The organism is Flavobacterium sp. FlaQc-49, from assembly GCF_044005985.1.
GTDB lineage: Bacteria > Bacteroidota > Bacteroidia > Flavobacteriales > Flavobacteriaceae > Flavobacterium > Flavobacterium cupriresistens.
On sequence record NZ_JBIPCS010000003.1, the window covers coordinates 237,310 to 258,317 of the forward strand.

Here is a 21,008-nt window from a genome sequence, read left to right on the forward strand (position 1 = left end):
GAGATAAACAGATGACAAGTTTGTTGGTAATTATAGTTTTAGTTTTATTAGCAGTTGCATTATGGCAATTGACCAGAATATTTGATCTTACTCAGGTAGGAGCTTCTTCTGACGATTCTCAGGTTGCATCTGATAATGATAATAATATTCAAGGATATATTATGTTTGGCTTTTTAGCTTTCATCTATATATTTACGATTTACGGTTTACTAAAATGGGGTAATTTAGCACTTCATACACCTGCTTCTGAGCACGGTATTTTAGTAGATAGTTTAATGAACATTACTTGGGTTTTAATTTTTATAGTTCAGGCTATTACACAAGGTTTATTATACTGGTTTTCTTTTAAAAACAGAGGACATAAAGATAGAAAAGCATTGTTTTTTGCTGACAGTAACAAATTAGAGGCAATGTGGAGTATTATTCCATCTGTAGTTTTAGCTTGTTTAATTCTTTACGGATTGTATGCTTGGAACAACATTATGTTTGTTGATAAAGATGAAGATGTTATTGAAATTGAATTATATGCTCAACAGTTTAAATGGACAGCAAGATATGCCGGAAACGATAATACTTTAGGAAAAGCAAACGTTCGTTTGATTGAAGGTATTAATACTTTAGGTGTTGATATGTCAGATAAAAATTCTGAAGATGATATTATTGTAAGTGAATTGCATATTCCAAAAGGTAAAAAAGTACATTTCAAAATGCGTTCACAAGACGTATTACACTCTGCTTACATGCCTCACTTTAGAGCGCAGATGAACTGTGTACCGGGAATGGTTACTGAATTTGCATTCGTTCCTACTTATACTACTGCTGAATACAGAGAGTTGCCATTTATGGTTGAAAAAGTAGCACACATCAACAAACTTAGAGCTGAAAAAAGCCTTGAGTTAGTTGCTAAAGGTGGTACCGCTCTAGATCCTTATACATTTGATTATTTATTATTGTGTAATAAAATTTGTGGAGCTTCACACTACAACATGCAAATGAAAGTGGTAGTTGATACTCCTGAAGATTATAAAAAATGGTTAAGCGAAAAAACAACTTTATCTCAGGATATTAAAGCGGCTGCCGCTGCTGAAAAACCTGCGGAAGGTGCTAAAGCAAACACTACAGATAGTACAGCGAAAGATACAGTAAAAGCAGTTATTGATACTGTAAAAGCTGTTATTGCTAAAGTGGCTACGAAATAATATTTATTAAGAAAATTTAAAGTATACATATATGTCAGCAGAAGCACACGATCACGGACACGAACACGATCACGAGCACGAACATCACCATAAGGACACTTTCATTACCAAATATATATTTAGTATTGATCACAAAATGATTGCCAAACAATACTTGATTACAGGTATTATTATGGGGATTATCGGTATTGCAATGTCATTGCTTTTCAGAATGCAATTGGCTTGGCCGGAAGAGTCTTTTAAAATATTTAATGTTTTATTAGGAGATAAATTTGCACCGGACGGTGTAATGGCTAATGATATTTATCTGGCTTTAGTTACAATTCACGGTACCATCATGGTATTCTTTGTACTGACGGCAGGTTTGAGTGGAACGTTTAGTAACTTACTTATTCCACTTCAAATTGGAGCAAGAGATATGGCTTCCGGATTTATGAACATGATTTCATACTGGTTGTTTTTCTTATCTGCTGTAATAATGTTGTCTTCTCTATTTGTTGAGGCTGGACCAGCTTCTGCAGGTTGGACAATTTACCCACCTTTAAGTGCTTTACCACAAGCGATCCCTGGATCAGGTACAGGTATGACTTTATGGTTAGTTTCAATGGCGATCTTCATTGCATCTTCTTTAATGGGATCTTTGAACTACATTGTAACGGTTATCAACTTAAGAACTAAAGGAATGTCTATGACAAGACTTCCACTTACAATCTGGACATTTTTCGTAACAGCTATTATTGGTGTTATTTCATTCCCGGTATTGTTATCTGCAGCATTATTATTGATTTTTGATAGAAGTTTCGGAACTTCATTCTTCTTATCTGATATTTATATCGCAGGAGAGGTTTTACATTACCAAGGAGGTTCTCCGGTTTTGTTTGAGCACTTATTCTGGTTCTTAGGACACCCTGAGGTATATATTGTAATTTTACCTGCAATGGGACTTGTTTCTGAAATTATGGCTACGAACTCTCGTAAACCAATCTTCGGATACAGAGCGATGATTATGTCAGTTCTTGCAATTGCCTTTTTATCTACAATTGTTTGGGGTCACCACATGTTTATTTCAGGTATGAATCCTTTCTTAGGATCTGTATTTACTTTTACTACTTTATTGATTGCAATTCCTTCTGCTGTAAAAGCGTTTAACTGGATTACGACTTTATGGAAAGGTAACTTACAATTCAACCCTGCAATGTTATTCTCTATCGGAATGGTTTCTACTTTCATCACTGGAGGTTTAACAGGGATTATTTTAGGAGATAGTACTTTAGATATTAACGTTCACGATACATACTTTGTAATTGCTCACTTTCACTTAGTAATGGGTATCTCTGCACTTTACGGAATGTTTGCTGGTATTTACCACTGGTTCCCTAAAATGTACGGAAGAATGTTAAACAAAAACTTAGGTTATATTCACTTTTGGATTACAGCAGTTTGTGCTTACGGAGTATTCTTCCCAATGCACTTTATTGGATTAGCTGGTTTACCAAGACGTTATTATACCAATACAAACTTCCCATTATTTGACGATTTGCAAAATGTGAATGTATTGATTACAACATTTGCTCTTGTTGGAGGAGTATTCCAATTAGTATTCTTATACAACTTCTTTAGCAGTATTTTCTACGGTAAAAAAGCAGTTCAGAATCCTTGGAAATCTACAACATTAGAGTGGACTACTCCTGTAGAACACATCCACGGTAACTGGCCAGGAGAAATTCCTCATGTATACCGTTGGCCATATGACTACAGTAACCCGAATCACGATGTAGATTTTGTTCCTCAAAATGTACCGATGAAAGAAGGTGAAGAAGTTTTACACCACTAAAAATATTTTAAAGAGACTGTCTGAAAAGACAGTCTCTTTTGTTTTACACAAGTTTTATTAGTGAGCATGATATAAGATTTGCTGTTTTTTAACCGCAAGGGGCGCAAAGGAAAAACGCAAAGTCCGCAAAGTTTAGTTATAGCTTTGCGGACTTTGCGTTTTTTATTAGGATAAAAAGCCGGATCGGGTGTAAAAGTTAAGGATTGGGCAAAAAAAAAACGTAAAAAATAAAAGCACTCCATCTTAATCGATCATATTGCTTTTCATTATAAAAGATCCGTTTTTGTCAGCGTTTTTGCTATTGCAAATCCGCATCATCCGCGTCCAGTTTTACATAATAGTTGTCTACAACTGTTGCAATTTAATTTCAGACACGGATTGAACAGATTCGTTATCACGAAGACACGGATTAAAAAGGATTTAAAGTTCTTCCAAATGAAATTTAAACGGGCATTTAGCGAAGTTTTTATTTCCCCACGGCTTCCAGATTTTATCTTTTTTCGGCAAGTAGTTTAAAGTAAATCTAAAATGAACTTAAATCACTTACATGGTTTTAGTATACTTTTTATTTAATCCCCAACTTTTGCACTTGATCCAAAATTCCTTTTAGTAGTTTAACATTTTTTCAAATCCAAAGTAAAGACAAGGAATACAAAGCCAACTCTAAAATGGACTTACATAACTTATATGGTTAAAAAATTCAAAGAGAAAGCATGTATTCGGACTTGATTTGCAAGAATTGTTTTTTAGTGTGTCACTTTTTTTGAAAAAACTGCTTTTTCGATGTAACAAATACTATAGCACTGCATCAAAAGGAAAACCTTTAAAAAACTAAACATTATGAAAACTAAATCAATTTTACTTATCGTATGCATGCTTCTTATTTCTAAAACTGTTTTTTCTCAAACTGCCTTTAAGGTAGAAGTAAAAGGAAAAGGAGCCCCTGTTTTATTATTCCCTGGTTTTGGTTGTACAGGAGAAGTGTGGAAGGAGACCGTAGCCGAACTTTCTAAAACTAACGAATGTCACATTTTTACTTTTGCGGGATTTGGGACTGTTCCTCCAATAGATACCCCTTGGCTCTCTACGATAAAAAATGAAGTTATATCTTATGTAAAAACCAAAGACCTAAAAAAAGCCACCTTAATAGGTCATAGTTTGGGAGGGACTTTAAGTTTATGGTTAGCAGCAGAAGAAACGAATCTGTTCAAAGCAGTAATTATTGTGGATGCTTTGCCTGCAAGTGCGGCATTGATGATTCCGAATTACAAAGGAGATGTGATTCCTTATGACAATCCACAAAGTAAAATGATGTTGGCCATGGATCAAAATGCGTTTAAAGCAATGAATGCTCAGTCGACTCCATACATGTGTCTAAACAAAGAAAAGCAAAAAACAATCAACGAATGGATGAATGTTGCCGATAGAAAAACTTTTGTATACGGTTACATTGATATGCTTAATTTAGATTTGAGAAAAGAAATTGCCAAAATAAAAATTCCGGTTGTAATTTTAGCTGCCACAAATCCGGATCTTAGTACAGTTCAAAAAACGTATACAGCGCAGTATGAAAACCTGCCGTCTGTTAAAATTTATTATGCAGAAAAGGCCGCTCATTTTGTGATGTACGATCAGCCGGAGTGGTATATGGAAAAAATTAAATCAGAAATAAAATAAGGTGGTCAAAAAAGAGCAATTTAACGATATATACAACAAGCATTACGCTAAAGTATTTCGACTGTGCAAAGGTTATTTTTGCGGAGAGATCGCATTGGCTTCTGATGCTACTCAGGAAATTTTCATTAAAGTTTGGGAGAATTTAGACACATTCCGAAATGAATCCAGAATTAGTACATGGATTTATAGGATAGCGGTAAACACCTGTCTTCTTTACTTGCGAAAATCAGCTACGAGGAAGGAAATTCGAACTGATATTTTACCTCAGGTTGTTTTAGAAAGCTATTCGAATGAAAAAGAAGAGCAACTTCAACAAATGTATCGATGCATACAAAAGCTTGAAGAAACAAACAAAATGATCATCCTGATGACCTTAGACGGAATCGATTATCCGGAGATAGCAGCAGTAATCGGGATCACCGAAGAAACACTTCGAGTTAGAATTCATCGAATTAAAAAAAGTTTAACTCAATGCGTACAACAATGAAAACATTTGAAGACTTACAAAATATTTGGGATCAGCAAACAGGACCCGAAGTAGTACCAACAGCCTCCGAGATTATTAAAAAAGGGGAGGCACACACAAAAAAAATTAAACACAATCATCTTTGGACGAGAATTATTCTAAGTCTGACTTCAATTGTATTAATCATTTATTATGTTTGGGTTGGGGCATATAAGCAGACCTTATTCAGTTTAGGATTGGGGATTATGATTTCTATGCTTTTAATTCGAATTGTTTTGGAGTGGACTAGTGCGAGAAAATTAGAAAACTTAAAAGCAGATGTGACCTTATTAGAATACAGTAAACAAGCACATCAGTTTTATGAGTGGAGAAAGAAAATTCATTATATCTTCACACCTATAGTTTATCTGAGTTATATGGCGGGTTTTGCTTTTCTTTTGCCCATTTTTAAAGAAAGTTTTTCCAATGGATTTTATCTTTATATCGTGTTCAGTGGATTCGGGTTTTTACTTTTCTTTGGATTAGTAATGATCAGAATAATTAGAAGAGAAATGAAACTTTTAGATTTCTTAAAAAATATGTCTTAGAAAAATACAGACACGACTTTCTAAAAGGCATAATTGAAGATCCGAGGATTAATAGACTTAAAAATTCATAAGTCAATTTTTTAAGGACTGAGAAAATAACAACATCCAAATCCCGCTGTGATCACAATCATTGTCGGGATTTGGATTTTTATTTGGAATTTAACTGTTTTACAAACTGATTACTTTGTTTATCTTTGTAAGATGAATGAAAACCTAGATCCTACCACAAAAGGATACAACCCGGAAGAGCTAGATCTTGAAAAAAGATTGCGTCCCCTGTCATTTGATGATTTTGCCGGACAAGACCAAGTTTTAGAAAACTTAAAGGTTTTTGTTGCAGCAGCCAATCAACGTGGCGAGGCTTTAGATCACGCCTTGTTTCATGGTCCTCCCGGACTTGGTAAAACAACATTGGCTAATATTTTGGCTAATGAACTTCAGGTTGGAATAAAAATCACCTCGGGTCCCGTTTTAGATAAACCCGGAGACTTGGCCGGTTTGCTTACTAATCTTGATGAAAGAGATGTTTTGTTCATTGATGAAATTCATCGTCTGAGCCCAATTGTCGAAGAATATTTGTATTCGGCAATGGAGGATTTTAAAATTGATATTATGATTGAATCTGGTCCAAATGCCAGAACCGTTCAGATCAATTTGAATCCTTTTACTTTAATTGGAGCCACAACGCGATCCGGATTACTGACAGCACCGATGCGTGCGCGTTTCGGAATCTCCTCTCGTTTACAATATTATACTACCGAACTTTTAACGACTATTGTCGAGCGAAGTGCTTCTATATTAAAAATGCCAATTTCACTTGAAGCTGCTATCGAAATTGCCGGACGCAGCAGAGGTACACCTCGTATTGCAAATGCGTTACTGCGCCGAGTTCGTGATTTTGCACAGATAAAAGGGAATGGAACTATTGACATAGAGATTGCGCGTTATGCCTTGAAAGCATTACATGTCGATGCCCACGGTCTTGATGAAATGGATAATAAAATTTTACTGACTATCATTAATAAATTTAAAGGAGGTCCGGTTGGTTTGTCTACTTTGGCAACAGCAGTATCCGAAAGTAGTGAAACGATAGAAGAAGTATATGAACCTTTCCTAATTCAGGAAGGTTTTATTATGCGTACGCCACGTGGAAGAGAAGTCACAGATAAAGCGTATAAACATCTAGGTAAAATCAATACAAATATTCAGGGCGGATTATTTTAATTCTTTTGAAAATGTCTAAGCATACAAAATACAGTTACCCGGAGAAACTTTCCATTCTCCGGTTCTTTTTAGATGCTGAAGGGGTTCGTAAAAATCCTATTCCGTTTCATAAAAGATACTTTGATAGGTTTGGTGATTCCTTTTCCATTCAAATTGGACGTTCACAACATATCATTTTATCAAGAGATAATGAAGTTGCTCAATATATATTACAGAAAAATCAGAAGAATTACCATAAGTCAAGGTTTCAGTCTGTTTATCTTTCGAAGTATTTAGGGAAAGGACTTTTGACGGTTGATGGGGATTTTTGGTTAAAACAAAGAAGGCTTATTCAACCTGCTTTTCACAAACAAAAAATGAATCAGCTTGTCGAGACCATGAGACAGACCATTGTTTCGGAGATGGACGGTCTGGCTGAAGAACAAAAAGTGGATCTTTTTCCGATAATGAGTGAGCTGGCATTTAATGTCGTGGCCAAATCATTATTCCAATTTTCAATTGCGGAAGAGAAATTAGATCGGATAAAATTTATTATTGAAGAAGTTCAAAACTTCCTCATCAAAGAAATTAGGCTTCCTCATAAAGCCTGGTGGTTTTCGGTTAGCGGTCAGGTAAAAAAACACCTGGAATTAGCAGAAGAGAATAATACAATTATTCAGGAAATTATCGAAGAAAGAGTGGCTTCTAAAACCGAAATTAATGATTTGCTTAACATGCTTCTGGAAACACGTTATGAAGATAGCGGCGAAGGAATGTCAACTCAGCAATTGATAGATGAGATAAAGATTCTTTTTACGGCAGGACACGAAACGACAGCCAATGCTTTGACTTTTACATTACATCTTTTGGGTAATAACTCTGATGTGCAGCAAAAAGTTTTGGAGGAGATTCTTAAAATCGAAGTTGAAACCGAGGATGTTGTCGAACAACTTCAGAAAATGACCTATACAAATGCCGTTTTAAACGAATCGATGCGACTGTATCCGCCAGCCTGGATTACAGACAGGCAAAATGTTGAAGACGATACTTTAGGAGGGTATAATATAAAAAAAGGAACTTTAATTGGAGTTTCTTTTTATGAGTTACATCGAAATGTGAAGTACTGGGAAAACCCCGATGACTTTAATCCCGAGCGATTTCTGGGAGAGCAGAAAAAGCAATCAATGCCTTATTTTTACCCTTTTGGTGCCGGACCCAGAATGTGTATTGGAGCCGGGTTTGCGATCTACGAAATGTGTTTGGCAATTGCTCATATCGTTAAAAAATACAAGATTACTTCCGTGGAAACTACGGTTCAGTTTAATCCGTTAATTACCTTAAAACCGGTGGGTGTAGAAGTTGTTTTTTCAAAGAGATAATGATTAATTCTAAAGAGACATATTCAAAATTTATCAAGGAAGAGGCAAAAAGACTTGGTTTCTTATCTTGTGGAATCTCTAAAGCTGGTTTTTTAGAGCAGGAAGCCCCGCGTCTGGAAAATTGGTTGAAGAAAAACCATAACGGTCAGATGGCTTATATGGAAAATTATTTTGATAAACGTTTAGATCCTACCTTATTGGTTGATGATGCCAAAAGTGTTGTCTCTCTTTTGCTTAATTATTATCCCGAAGAAGTTCAAAATCAGGAAAGTTTTAAAATATCAAAATACGCTTACGGGCAAGATTATCATACAGTCATAAAAGAAAAGCTAAAAGAGTTTCTTTTCTCGATTCAGGAACATATTGGCGAAGTTTCGGGTCGTGCATTTGTTGATTCGGCACCTGTTTTAGACAAAGCGTGGGCTGCCAAAAGCGGTTTGGGCTGGATTGGTAAAAACAGTAATCTGCTCACTCAAAAAGTAGGATCCTTTTATTTTATCGCCGAGCTTATTTTAGATCTTGATCTGGAATACGATCACGCCACAACAGATCATTGTGGTTCCTGCACCGCCTGCATCGATGCTTGTCCAACACAAGCAATAGTGGCTCCATATGTGGTGGATGGGAGTAAGTGTATTTCGTATTATACGATTGAACTCAAAGAAAATATCCCAATGGAAATGAAGGGTAAATTCGATGAATGGGCATTTGGCTGTGATACCTGCCAGGATGTTTGCCCTTGGAATCGGTTCTCCAAACCGCATTCAGAGCCCTTATTTAACCCCAATCCCGAAGTACTCTCTTTCTCCAAAAAAGACTGGATTGAAATTACCGAAGAAACATTTCGAGCAGTCTTTAAAAATTCACCTATTAAGAGGGCGAAATTTGATGGACTTAAACGTAACATTAAATTTCTCGAATAAAATTTATAAAAATTCCAATTTTTTAAATTCCAAATTCCAACTTCTGGGTAGAAACTGTGACTGCAAACTGTGACTGCTCTGTTTTATGATTTCAGATTTAGACTGCTAACTGTGATTGAAAACTGCGACTGAAAACTACGACCGTAAATACATTCCTTGATAACAGCACTAGCCCTTAGAATGTCATCTCGACGAAGGAGAGATCACACCAGCAAATCACACACAGTTGTCGAATATAGGATGTGATTTTTCTTTTGTTGAAATGATACAAACAAAGGAAGAGCTGTTGACGAATATAAGATGTGATCTCTCCTTCGTCGAGATGACACAAAAAGTAAGTATTGTTGTCGAATAATAGGATGTGATCTCTCCTTCGTCGAGATGACACAAACAGAGAGAAATTAGCTGTCTGTTGCAAGAAAAAAAATAACGTCCCTTGTCTTTACTTTGCGATTAAAAAATTAAAAGCAAGTTTTACAAAGGTTTTTATCACTTTGAAAACCGCTATTTTTTTGACGCAAAGAGCACAAAGTTTTTCTTTTTCACGCAGATTTAGCAGATTGAACAGATTTTTTATAAGAGGTAAACAGATCAGCCAAATCTGCTAAATCTGCGTGAAAAAAAAGTAGGTACAAAATTTAAAAGGATTTACTATACCATAATTTAACTTCGTGCCCCTTGCATAAAACCTTGTGAACTTTGTGGTTAAATTCGCAACAAAAGTCCTTAATCCCCAAAAACCTGTCTTTTCTGCAAAAAAGCTTTAGAAATAGTCTGCTTCTTTATTGGAAAAATCTAAAATCTAAAAATTAGGTGTATTATGTTTAAAATGAGTTGGTTGTGTTATGAAAAATAACAATATTTGTTATTTCTGTTCCTTTTTTTTTAACTTTATAGAACTAAAATTTTTCAGATATGACTGTAGATCAAATACTAAACGCAAAAGGGAAAAATGTTTATTCCGTGCTTTCAACGACGACTGTTTATGAAGCACTGAAAGTAATGGGAGAAAAAAACATAGGAGCAATTCTGGTTATAGACGGATCCGATTTAAAAGGAATATTGTCCGAAAGAGATTATGCCCGAAAAATTGTTTTGAAAGACAAATCTTCAAAAGAGACCTTTGTGCATGAAATTATGGAAACGAATGTTTTTTCGGTACAACTTTCTAACAAAATTGAAGATTGTATGGAGCTTATGAGCACAAAGCGTATCAGACATTTACCGGTTTTGGAAAACGGAATTGTAGTCGGAATCATTTCTATCAGTGATGTTGTTAAGGCAATTATAGAAATTCAGAAAGATACTATTAATCACTTAAATTCTTATATTTCGCAGTAAGTGAAATTCAAAAAATAAACTTTAAAAAATAGTCCAAATCTTGCTGGACTATTTTTTTTTGGATTACGAAAACGTTATTTTAACAAAAGAAAGCAACAAAAACATGCCATTTTAAGCGAAGACTTATATCTTTGTAAGCTAGAATAAAAGCTAAAAACAATGAATAAAGACAGTAAAAGAGAAGAGGCGTTATTATATCATTCGAAGCCGACTCCCGGAAAAATTCAAGTAGTTCCAACAAAAAAATATGCAACTCAAAGAGATCTATCTTTGGCATACTCACCAGGTGTTGCTGAGCCATGTTTAGAAATTGCAAAAAATGTTGACGACGTATACAAATACACAGCAAAAGGAAATTTAGTTGCTGTAATTTCAAACGGTACAGCCGTTTTAGGACTTGGGGACATTGGTCCGGAAGCTTCTAAACCAGTTATGGAAGGAAAAGGTTTGTTGTTTAAAATATTCTCTGACATTGACGTTTTTGATATTGAAATCGGAACAAAAGATGTGGAAGAATTTATTCAGACCGTAAAAAATATTGCTCCAACTTTCGGAGGAATCAATTTGGAAGATATCAAAGCACCAGAGTCTTTTGAAATCGAAAGAAGATTGGTAGAAGAATTGGATATTCCTGTAATGCACGATGATCAACATGGTACGGCAATTATTTCGTCTGCTGCATTGATCAATGCACTTGAATTGGCAGGAAAAAAAGCAGAAGATGTAAAAATGGTAGTTTCCGGTGCAGGTTCGGCTGCATTGGCATGTGCTGATTTATATGTTTTGTTAGGAGTAAAAGTAGAGAATATCTTAATGTTTAATAGTAAAGGACTTTTAACAAAAGACAATCCTTCTTTATCAAGCTTACAACTAAAATATGCTGTTGATATCGCTCCAATCGATTTAGCAGAAGCTTTAAAAGGAGCAGATATTTTCTTAGGATTATCTTCAGGCGATATCATGTCAGCAGAAATGTTGTTGACTATGGCTGATAATCCTATCGTTTTTGCCATGGCAAATCCAAATCCTGAGATTAGTTATACTTTAGCGGTTGAGACGCGTAAAGATGTTATTATGGCTACAGGGCGTTCGGATTTTCCTAATCAGGTAAACAACGTTTTAGGTTTTCCTTATATTTTTAGAGGAGCTTTAGATGTTAGAGCTACTAAAATTAATGAGGCTATGAAAATGGCAGCTGTTAAAGCATTGGCTTTATTAGCAAAAGAACCAGTTCCGGAGCAAGTAAATGTGGCATACGGAGCAACAAAATTAGGTTTCGGTACAGAATATATCATTCCTAAGCCATTTGACCCTAGATTGATTACAGTAGTAGCACCGGCGGTTGCAAAAGCAGCAATGGAATCCGGTGTTGCAAAAAATCCTATTACAGACTGGGCAGCTTATGAAGAGGTGCTTTTGGAAAGAATGGGGAATGATAATAAAATGGTACGTTTGATTACAAACCGTGCTAAATTAAACCCAAAAAGAATTGTTTTTGCAGAGGCAGATCAGTTAAATGTTTTAAAAGCAGCTCAAATTGTTTATGAAGATGGTATTGGTTTCCCTATTTTGTTAGGAAACAAAGAATCAATCTTAGAACTTAAAGAAGAATTAGGTTTTGATGCTGAACTTGAGATCATTGATCCTAAAACTCCAGAAGAGGAAGCAAGAAGAAACAGATTTGCTAATTCGTATTGGACAACAAGAGAAAGAAGAGGTATTTCATTGCTTGACGCTCAGAAATTCATGCGTGAGAGAAACTACTTTGCAGCGATGATGGTGAATGAAGGTGAAGCTGATGCTTTGGTTACCGGATATTCAAGAAGTTATCCAAGTGTGGTAAAACCGATGTTACAATTGGTAGAAAAAGCACAAGGAGCTTCATTAGTAGCAACAGCAAACATGATGTTGACTTCTCGTGGACCAATGTTTTTATCAGATACCGCAATCAATATCAATCCTTCAGCTCAAGATATGGTAAATATCGCTGTGATGACTGCTAAAACGGCAAGGATGTTTGGAGTTGAGCCTGTTATTGCAATGGTTTCTTTTTCAAATTTTGGTTCTTCTACAAGCGAAAGTGCTTCAAAAGTAAGAGAAGCAGTAGCTTATTTGCATAAGAACTACCCTGATATGATCGTTGATGGAGAAATTCAGGCAGATTTTGCTTTGAATCCGGAAATGCTTAAAGAAAAATTCCCGTTCTCTAAATTGGCAGGAAAAAAAGTAAACACTTTAATTTTTCCAAACTTAGAATCAGCGAATATTACTTATAAAATGTTAAAAGAATTGTATAAAGTAAATTCAATCGGTCCGATTATGATGGGTCTGGGTAAACCGGTTCACATTTTCCAATTAGGAGCAAGTGTTGAAGAAATGGTTAATATGGCTGCAATTGCGGTTATTGATGCTCAGGAAAAAGAAAGTAAAAAAAATAAATTAGCTAAGTAGTATATATAGTTAGGAACTGTTAATGTTGTCTTATTTTTATTATATTTGACAATAACAAATTATACTATGATAGCACATTTGCAAGGGAAATTAGTAGAAAAAAACCCCACGGAAGTCGTAATTGACTGTGGTGGAGTGGGTTATCATGTTAATATATCCCTACACACATTTTCTTTGCTTCCCAATGCTGATTTTATAAAATTGTATACGCATCTTCAAATCAAAGAAGATGCGCATACTTTATTTGGTTTTGTAGAAAAATCAGAACGAGAAATATTCAGAATGTTATTATCCGTTTCGGGGATAGGGGCTAATATTGCCAGAACAATGTTATCTTCAATAGAGCCAAAACAAATTATAAACGCCATTGCCTCTGGGGATGTTGGAGTGATACAATCTATAAAAGGGATTGGAAACAAAACGGCACAGAGAGTTATACTTGATTTAAAAGAAAAAGTGTTAAAATTGTACGATTTGGACGAAGTTTCAGTGGTTCAGAACAATACAAACCGTGATGAAGCGTTATCTGCTTTGGAGGTTTTAGGTTTTGTTCGTAAAACTTCAGAAAAAGTAGTCGAAAAAATCGTAAAAGAAGATCCGGAGGCGACTGTCGAAACGATCATTAAAAAAGCATTAAAAAGCTTATAAACTCAATTTATATAAACGAATTGTATGCGTAAAATTTGTATTTTTTTACTGGTTTTATTTTGCGGTAATGTTTTGCGGGCGCAAGTAAATCCAGCAGTTCAAGATACAACTAAAACTCAATTTTCTGTTGGGAAATTAGAGTTAGAAAACCCACCCAGTATACTTTCGGCTTATAAATATGATCCCATTACAGACCGTTACATTTATACCAAATCGGTAGATGGGTTCTCTATTAATTATCCAATTGTCTTAACGCCAAAAGAGTACGAAGCTTTAGTTTTGAAAGAATCCAGAAGAGATTATTTCAGAAAAAAATCGGATGCGATTGATGGTAAAAAATCAGGAAGTGAAGCCGCCAAAAAGGATTTACTACCCCGATATTATATTAATTCAAGTCTTTTCGAAAGCATTTTTGGGAGTAATACAATTGATGTAAAGCCCACAGGATCAGTTGAAATGGATCTTGGGATTCGCTATACCAAACAAGACAATCCTTCTTTTTCTCCAAGAAACCGATCCAATCTAACCTTTGACTTTGATCAGAGGATTAGTATGAGTTTAATGGGTAAAGTGGGAACGAGATTAGAGGTAAACGCTAATTACGACACCCAATCTACATTTGCTTTTCAAAACTTATTCAAACTGGCTTATACGCCTTCAGAGGATGATATTGTTCAGAAAATTGAAGTTGGTAATGTTAGCATGCCACTGAATAGTACTTTAATCAGAGGAGCTCAAAGTTTGTTTGGGGTAAAAGCACAACTGCAATTTGGGAAGACAACTATTACCGGAGTTTTCTCAGAACAAAAGTCACAAACCAAGAGTATAGTTGCAGAAGGTGGCGGTACGGTTCAGAATTTTGATTTGTATGCTTTAGATTATGATAATGACAGACACTTCTTTTTATCTCAATACTTTAGAAATAAATACGATGCCTCTTTAAAGAAGTATCCCTTTATTGACAGTCGTGCTCAGATCACAAGACTTGAAGTTTGGGTAACCAATAAACAAAACAGAGTAAGTACAACCAATAATAACTTGCGTAATGTTATCGCACTTCAGGATTTAGGAGAAGCACAAATTCAGGGAATTCCGGATAATGAAGTGGTAGTGATAGGGAGTACAGCAAACTTTTTTGTGGCTGGAATCGGTACGCCAAGTGACAATAAAAATAACAAATACGATCCGGCGACTATAGGTACCGGTGGTTTTTTGAATCAGAACGTTAGGGAAATTGTAACGGCAAGAAAAGGTTTTAATGTAGATGTAAGCGAAGGAACCGATTACTCCGTATTGGAAAATGCCCGTAAATTAACCACGAATGAGTATACTTTTAATGCACAATTAGGATATATTTCTTTGCAACAGCGTTTGGCAAATGATGAAATTTTGGCCGTAGCTTTTGAATATACTATTGGAGGTGTCGTATATCGTGTAGGAGAATTTGGTAGTGATGGTGTTGATGGTACTTTAGTGACAGGAAATAATACCCCGAATCAAACCATTATTACGCAGAGTTTGATTTTGAAAATGCTGAAAAGCAGTTTGACAAACGTAAAAAATCCGGTTTGGAATTTGATGATGAAAAACGTTTATCAGATCCCTCAGGCTTATCAGATCAAACAAGACGATTTCAGGTTAAATATTCTTTATACAGACCCATCTCCTATAAATTATATTAGTCCGGTTACGGGAACTCATTTCCCGGATGATGATCCTGTTAATCCAAATCCGGCGAATTATTATGTGACAAAAACGCCTTTATTAAATGTCTTTAATATTGATCAGTTAAATTATAATAATGACCCTCAGAAGGGTGGAGATGGTTTTTTTGATTATATACCGGGGATTACTGTTGATGCACAAAACGGACGAATTATTTTTACAACCAAAGAGCCTTTTGGAGAACTGATGTTTCAAAAACTAAAAGGTGCAGCGGGAGAAGATTATAATAGTCCCGATACTTACAACTTAAATCAAAAGAAATACGTGTTTAGAAACATGTATAGAAATACCCAATCCGGAGCTTTGCAGGATGCCGATAAAAATAAATTCTTATTAAGAGGTAAATACAAATCTACAGGAAATAACGGTATTCCGATCGGAGCTTTTAATGTGCCGCAAGGTTCTGTTGTCGTAACAGCCGGCGGTAGAGTTTTGGTTGAAGGTATTGATTACAGTGTCGATTATCAATTAGGAAGAGTTCAGATTTTAGACCCTTCACTTCAGGCGTCCAACACACCGATTCAGGTTTCGTTAGAAAATAATTCTATTTTCGGACAACAAACCAGAAGATTTATGGGGGTGAATGTGGAGCATAAAATTTCAGACAAATTTGTTGTTGGTGGTACTTTTTTAAAAATGACAGAAAGACCCTTTACACAAAAATCAAGTTATGGTCAGGAATCTGTAAATAACACGATTTTTGGGTTTAACGGGAATTATGCAACAGAAGTTCCTTTCTTTACCAGATTGGTAAATAAACTGCCTAATATTGATACCGATGTTCCTTCTAATCTTTCCATTCGTGGTGAAGTTGCTTTTTTAAGACCTGATGCTCCAAAAGCCAGTGATTTTGAAGGAGAAGCTACGATATATATAGATGATTTTGAGGGTTCACAATCTACCATTGATATGCGCTCTGCTTATGCGTGGAGTTTAGCGTCAACACCATTTGTAAAATCAGATTTGATTGCGGATGATAAGTTTAAGGCTAGTTCAAGTACTTTAGAGTACGGGTCTAAAAGAGCAAAATTATCCTGGTATACCATTGATCCTGTTTTTTATTCGTCGAAACCATCCGGTATTTCAAATGATGATTTGTCGCTAAATACAACAAGAAGAATTTACAGTAGAGAGTTGTATCCAAATACCGATATAGCCCAGGGGCAAATACAGGTTATTAATACACTGGATTTAAGTTATTATCCGTCTGAAAGAGGTCCGTATAATAACAATCAGAACTTTAATACCGCTCCCGCTTCTTCCAATTTTGGAGGTATAATGCGTGCTATAAATTCAACGAATTTTGAACAAGGAAATGTCGAGTACATCCAATTTTGGGTACTCGATCCTTATATAGGAACGGGGCAGTCGCCAGCCAATAATACGGGAAAAATTTATTTTAACTTAGGGGAAGTTTCAGAAGATGTATTAAAAGACGGAAGAAAACAATATGAAAACGGGTTAGGACCAGATCAGTTAATGGTGAAACCACGTGCACTTTGGGGAGAAGTTCCGGCATCGCAATCTTTAATTTATGCCTTCGATACCAATGAAGGGAATCGCAGAAATCAGGACGTTGGTTTAGATGGTTTACCGGATTCCAGAGAGAGTGAGGTTTATTCTAATTATGCTTCTGAACCGGATCCGGCTGCAGATAATTATACCTACTATCTAAACAGAGAAGGAGGAGTTAAAGATCGTTATAGAAATTATAATGGTGTTGAAGGGAATTCACCTGTTAGTATCAATGACCCAAATCGTGGATCTACAACATTGCCTGACGTCGAAGATATCAATCGTGACAATACCATGAATACGATTAATGCTTATTATGAATATAGTATTGATATTAAGCCCGGAATGCAGGTAGGACAAAACTACGTTACTGATATTCGTGAGGTGAGCAATGCTGATCTGCCTAATGGAAGTACGACTAATGCAAGATGGATTCAGTTTAAAATTCCGGTATCTCAACCTGAAAATACAATAGGAAATATTACCGATTTCAGATCGATTCGATTCATGCGTATGTTTATGACTGGTTTTAGTGATGAAATGACGGTGCGTTTTGGAGCCTTGGATTTGGTAAGAGGAGAATGGAGAAGGTACACAGGAACATTAGATGCTAATGACACAAACGCAGAGGATGATAATACGGATTTTGATGTTTTAGCAGTCAACGTACAGGAGAATGCTACAAAATGCCCTGTTAATTATGTAATTCCTCCGGGAGTACGAAGAGAACAGTTGTATAATAATAATACGGTTATCAATCAAAATGAACAGTCGCTGGCTTTACGTGTTTCAGGTGGTGGATTGCAATTCAGGGATTCAAGAGCTGTTTTTAAAAATGTAAGTGTTGACATGCGTCAATACAAAAAACTAAAAATGTTTTTGCATGCTGAAGCATTGCCTAATGGAGAGCTGGAAGATGGTGAAATGATCGGATTTCTTCGTTTTGGTAACGACTTTACGCAGAACTATTATCAAGTTGAAATTCCTTTAAAAGTGACAAGACCGGCTGGTTCTTGTGCAGTAACCCCCGAAGATGTCTGGTTTGATGAAAACAGTATTGATTTGGCGCTGGAGTTGTTGACCCGTATAAAAATTAAAGCAATGCCACTCGATATTAATTCAGATAAGAGAGATATTAATGGCGTTTATTATCCCGATGATGATGCCACTGTAGCAGATGGTGATGGAGATAGTAAACTGCGATTAGGTATAAAAGGAAATCCAAATTTTGGTTTGGTTCGAAATTTAATGGTCGGAGTAAAAAGTGCTGCGGATCATAAAGATATAAAAGGAGAAGTCTGGTTTAATGAACTCCGTATGGCGGATCTGGAGAATAAAGGAGGGATGGCAGCGGTATTAAGCATCGATACCAATATGGCTGATTTTGCTACCGTTTCGGCTACCGGACGTAAAAGTACTATTGGTTTTGGATCTCTTGAACAAGGAGCAAATGAAAGAGACAGAGAAGACATACAGCAGTACAACATTGTAACTAATTTAAATTTAGGGAAGTTATTGCCTCCTAAATGGGGAATCAATTTGCCTTTTAATTATGCGATCGGAGAAGAGGTAATTACGCCCGAATATGATCCTTTTAATCAGGATATAAAATTAGATCAGTTGTTAAGAGAAACGACGAATCAGGCTGAAAAAGAAAATATCAGAACCCGTGCTGTTGATTATACAAAACGAAGAAGTATTAACTTTATTGGTGTTAGAAAAGACAGAGCTCCGGAGCAGAAACCACATGTGTATGATGTTGAGAATTTTACATTTTCACAATCCTACAATCAGGTCGAACGTCATGATTATGAAATTGAAGAGTTTCAGGACGAGCAATCGAGTACTGCGGTAAATTATGCCTATACTTTTCAACCCAAAGAAGTGGTCCCTTTTAAGAAGACCAAGTTCATGAAAAAAAGCGACTATTGGAAGATGTTAAGTGATATTAATTTCAATTACCTGCCTTCAAATGTTACCTTCAATACTAATATTTTAAGACAAAGTAATCGTCAGCAATTTAGAGAAGTTGAAGTCGAAGGAATTGGACTTAGACCACTTTACAGAAGAAATTTTGCCTTCAATTATCAATATGGTTTTGGATATAATTTGACAAAATCACTGAAACTGAATTATACGGCAGCCTCTAATAATATTGTTAGAAATTTTCTAAACGATGATAATTCGCCAAAAGAAGATTTTACAATATGGGATGATTATTTGGACATCGGAACACCAAACCAGCACATGCAACAGTTAGTGTTGAATTATGAGATTCCGATCAATAAAATTCCGGCTTTAAGTTTTGTAAAAGCAAGTTATTCGTATACGGCAGATTACAGCTGGCAACGTTCTTCAACGGCCTTTTCTGAGTATGAAGCACCAGATGGATCGGTTTATGATTTAGGAAATACTATTCAGAATGCCAACTCCAATACGTTGACAACAACCTTTAATATGGGGATGTTGTATAAATATGTTGGTCTGACGCCGGGCGGTAGAAAACCGGCAAAACCTAAGACGACAGCACCGCCAAAACCGGGAGAGAAAATTGTAAATACACCAAAACAGGTTTCGAGTAGCAGTCCTTTTTATGATGGACTTATCGGTGTGCTGACTAGCGTAAAAAACATTCAGGTTAATTATACTAAAAATAGCGGAACAGTTTTACCCGGGTATACGCCAAGCGTTGGTTTCTTCGGAACTTCAAGACCAACATTAGGATTTGTTTTTGGTAGTCAGGATGATGTACGTTATGAAGCGGCAAAAAGTGGATGGCTTACTACCTATCAGGACTTCAATCAGAGTTTTACACAAGTAACCAATACGCTTTTAAAAGTAACGGCTAACGTGGATTTGTTCCCTGATTTAAAGATTGATTTGGCGATGGACAGGGCTTATTCTCAAAACAGCTCAGAGCAATATAGTGTAAGTGAAAACGGAATGTATAATCCTTTATCACGTTACAGTTATGGTATGTTCTCGATTTCAACGGTATTGATTGGAACTTCTTTTTCAACAAGTGATGCTACTCAATCAGCCGCTTTTGATGATTTTAGAAACAATCGTTTGATAATTGCGAACAGATTGGCTGAGGGTTATTATGGGGCAGGAAATGAAATACCACGTTATAATGTTAGTGATGTTCCGGGGCCACCGTTAGATCCAACAGCCGACGATCCATTTAAAAAGAAAAGAGATATATATGCTTCAAATCAAGGATATCCTATAGGATTTGGGAAAAGTAATCAGGCTGTATTGTTACCATCATTCTTAGCGGCTTATTCCGGCAAAGATGCTTCGGGAGTATCTACCGATATTTTTAGAAGTTTTCCAATTCCAAACTGGAGTGTTAAGTACAATGGATTAATGCGCTATAAGTACTTTAAAGATAAATTTAAACGTTTTTCTCTACAGCACAATTACCGTGCTTCTTATACTATTAATCAATTTAGATCTAATTTTGATTTCTACAACCCTCCGCCACAATCAAACGGACTGGATGTAAATTACAATTTCTACAATAAGACCGTGATGTCAAATGTCAATTTGGTAGAGCAGTTTAGTCCGCTTATTCGTGTGGATTTTGAATTGAAAAGTTCATTGAGAGTACTTACGGAAATCAAAAAAGACAGAGCATTGTCCATGAGTTTTGATAATAATTTATTGACCGAGGTAAAAGGAATGGAATATATAATTGGTTTAGGGTACCGTTTCAAAGATGTTATTTTCTCTTCCAGACTTGCCGATACTCCAACGGGAATTATTAAAAGCGACATTAATATAAAAGCGGATTTCTCTTTGCGTAAAAACGAAACTTTGGTGCGTTATTTAGATTACGATAACAATCAGTTGGCCGCAGGACAAAATATATGGTCGGTAAAAGTAACGGCAGATTATTCGTTCAGTAAAAACTTAACCGCTATATTTTATTACGACCACTCGTTTTCTAAAGCGGTGATTTCAACATCATTCCCATTAACTAATATTCGATCCGGATTTACACTACGATACAATTTCGGAAATTAATTTTGAATTTCTAAAGTAGATTTCATTAGAA

12 protein-coding genes are annotated in these 21,008 nt (G+C 35.8%); all 12 read left to right on the top strand.

The genetic code is table 11. The features are described from left to right. The first annotated feature begins 11 nt into the window (after window positions 1–11). The 12 genes from ACHRV3_RS07410 (at window position 12) to sprA (ending at window position 20,977) form a co-directional block, all read left to right on the top strand. Window positions 12–1,199, top strand: coding sequence for a cytochrome c oxidase subunit II (locus tag ACHRV3_RS07410; RefSeq protein ID WP_047773095.1), 1,188 nt, complete (start codon window positions 12–14; stop codon window positions 1,197–1,199). Window positions 1,200–1,230: 31 nt separating this feature from the next. Then, on the top strand, window positions 1,231–3,033 hold the full coding sequence (locus tag ACHRV3_RS07415; RefSeq protein WP_230004523.1) for a cbb3-type cytochrome c oxidase subunit I: 1,803 nt from the start codon (window positions 1,231–1,233) through the stop codon (window positions 3,031–3,033). Window positions 3,034–3,873: 840 nt separating this feature from the next. Next, window positions 3,874–4,710 carry an alpha/beta fold hydrolase gene (locus ACHRV3_RS07420; protein ID WP_395433826.1) on the top strand — a complete coding sequence of 279 codons (837 nt, stop codon included), beginning with the start codon at window positions 3,874–3,876 and terminating at the stop codon, window positions 4,708–4,710. Between the two features lies 1 nt (window position 4,711). Continuing rightward, entirely contained in the window at window positions 4,712–5,197 is a 486-nt protein-coding gene (locus tag ACHRV3_RS07425) for an RNA polymerase sigma factor (RefSeq protein WP_395433827.1), read from the top strand. Beyond that, window positions 5,194–5,763: a hypothetical protein gene (locus tag ACHRV3_RS07430; protein ID WP_395442778.1), complete on the top strand. Its 570-nt coding sequence runs from the start codon at window positions 5,194–5,196 to the stop codon at window positions 5,761–5,763. The genes ACHRV3_RS07425 and ACHRV3_RS07430 overlap by 4 nt, the downstream gene beginning before the upstream one ends. Before the next feature lie 201 nt (window positions 5,764–5,964). After that, a complete protein-coding gene (gene ruvB / locus ACHRV3_RS07435; protein WP_047773104.1) occupies window positions 5,965–6,987 on the top strand; it encodes a Holliday junction branch migration DNA helicase RuvB in 1,023 nt (340 codons plus the stop codon). 11 nt (window positions 6,988–6,998) lie between these two features. Then, entirely contained in the window at window positions 6,999–8,345 is a 1,347-nt protein-coding gene (locus ACHRV3_RS07440; protein ID WP_395433829.1) for a cytochrome P450, read from the top strand. After that, window positions 8,345–9,268: a tRNA epoxyqueuosine(34) reductase QueG gene (gene queG, locus ACHRV3_RS07445; protein WP_395433830.1), complete on the top strand. Its 924-nt coding sequence runs from the start codon at window positions 8,345–8,347 to the stop codon at window positions 9,266–9,268. Before ACHRV3_RS07440 ends, queG begins: the two co-directional genes overlap by 1 nt. Before the next feature lie 915 nt (window positions 9,269–10,183). Further along, on the top strand, window positions 10,184–10,609 hold the full coding sequence (locus ACHRV3_RS07450) for a CBS domain-containing protein (protein WP_047773110.1): 426 nt from the start codon (window positions 10,184–10,186) through the stop codon (window positions 10,607–10,609). A gap of 159 nt (window positions 10,610–10,768) precedes the next feature. Next, window positions 10,769–13,060, top strand: a complete 2,292-nt coding sequence (locus ACHRV3_RS07455) for an NADP-dependent malic enzyme (RefSeq protein ID WP_047773111.1) — start codon at window positions 10,769–10,771, stop codon at window positions 13,058–13,060. A 66-nt stretch (window positions 13,061–13,126) separates the two neighbouring features. Continuing rightward, the gene (ruvA, locus tag ACHRV3_RS07460) at window positions 13,127–13,708 is read left to right on the top strand and encodes a Holliday junction branch migration protein RuvA (protein ID WP_047773113.1); all 582 of its coding nucleotides are present in this window, start codon (window positions 13,127–13,129) and stop codon (window positions 13,706–13,708) included. 24 nt (window positions 13,709–13,732) lie between these two features. Beyond that, window positions 13,733–20,977, top strand: coding sequence for a cell surface protein SprA (gene sprA, locus ACHRV3_RS07465; RefSeq protein ID WP_395433831.1), 7,245 nt, complete (start codon window positions 13,733–13,735; stop codon window positions 20,975–20,977). Window positions 20,978–21,008 lie beyond the last annotated feature (31 nt).

What these genes read in the sequence shown, in the direction of transcription:
- ACHRV3_RS07410 (WP_047773095.1), top strand. Translation starts at nt 12, where the DNA reads ATGACAAGTTTGTTGGTAATTATAGTTTTAGTTTTATTAGCAGTTGCA.
- ACHRV3_RS07415 (WP_230004523.1), top strand. Translation starts at nt 1,231, where the DNA reads ATGTCAGCAGAAGCACACGATCACGGACACGAACACGATCACGAGCAC.
- ACHRV3_RS07420 (WP_395433826.1), top strand. Translation starts at nt 3,874, where the DNA reads ATGAAAACTAAATCAATTTTACTTATCGTATGCATGCTTCTTATTTCT.
- ACHRV3_RS07430 (WP_395442778.1), top strand. Translation starts at nt 5,194, where the DNA reads ATGAAAACATTTGAAGACTTACAAAATATTTGGGATCAGCAAACAGGA.
- ruvB (WP_047773104.1), top strand. Translation starts at nt 5,965, where the DNA reads ATGAATGAAAACCTAGATCCTACCACAAAAGGATACAACCCGGAAGAG.
- ACHRV3_RS07440 (WP_395433829.1), top strand. Translation starts at nt 6,999, where the DNA reads ATGTCTAAGCATACAAAATACAGTTACCCGGAGAAACTTTCCATTCTC.
- queG (WP_395433830.1), top strand. Translation starts at nt 8,345, where the DNA reads ATGATTAATTCTAAAGAGACATATTCAAAATTTATCAAGGAAGAGGCA.
- ACHRV3_RS07450 (WP_047773110.1), top strand. Translation starts at nt 10,184, where the DNA reads ATGACTGTAGATCAAATACTAAACGCAAAAGGGAAAAATGTTTATTCC.
- ACHRV3_RS07455 (WP_047773111.1), top strand. Translation starts at nt 10,769, where the DNA reads ATGAATAAAGACAGTAAAAGAGAAGAGGCGTTATTATATCATTCGAAG.
- ruvA (WP_047773113.1), top strand. Translation starts at nt 13,127, where the DNA reads ATGATAGCACATTTGCAAGGGAAATTAGTAGAAAAAAACCCCACGGAA.
- sprA (WP_395433831.1), top strand. Translation starts at nt 13,733, where the DNA reads ATGCGTAAAATTTGTATTTTTTTACTGGTTTTATTTTGCGGTAATGTT.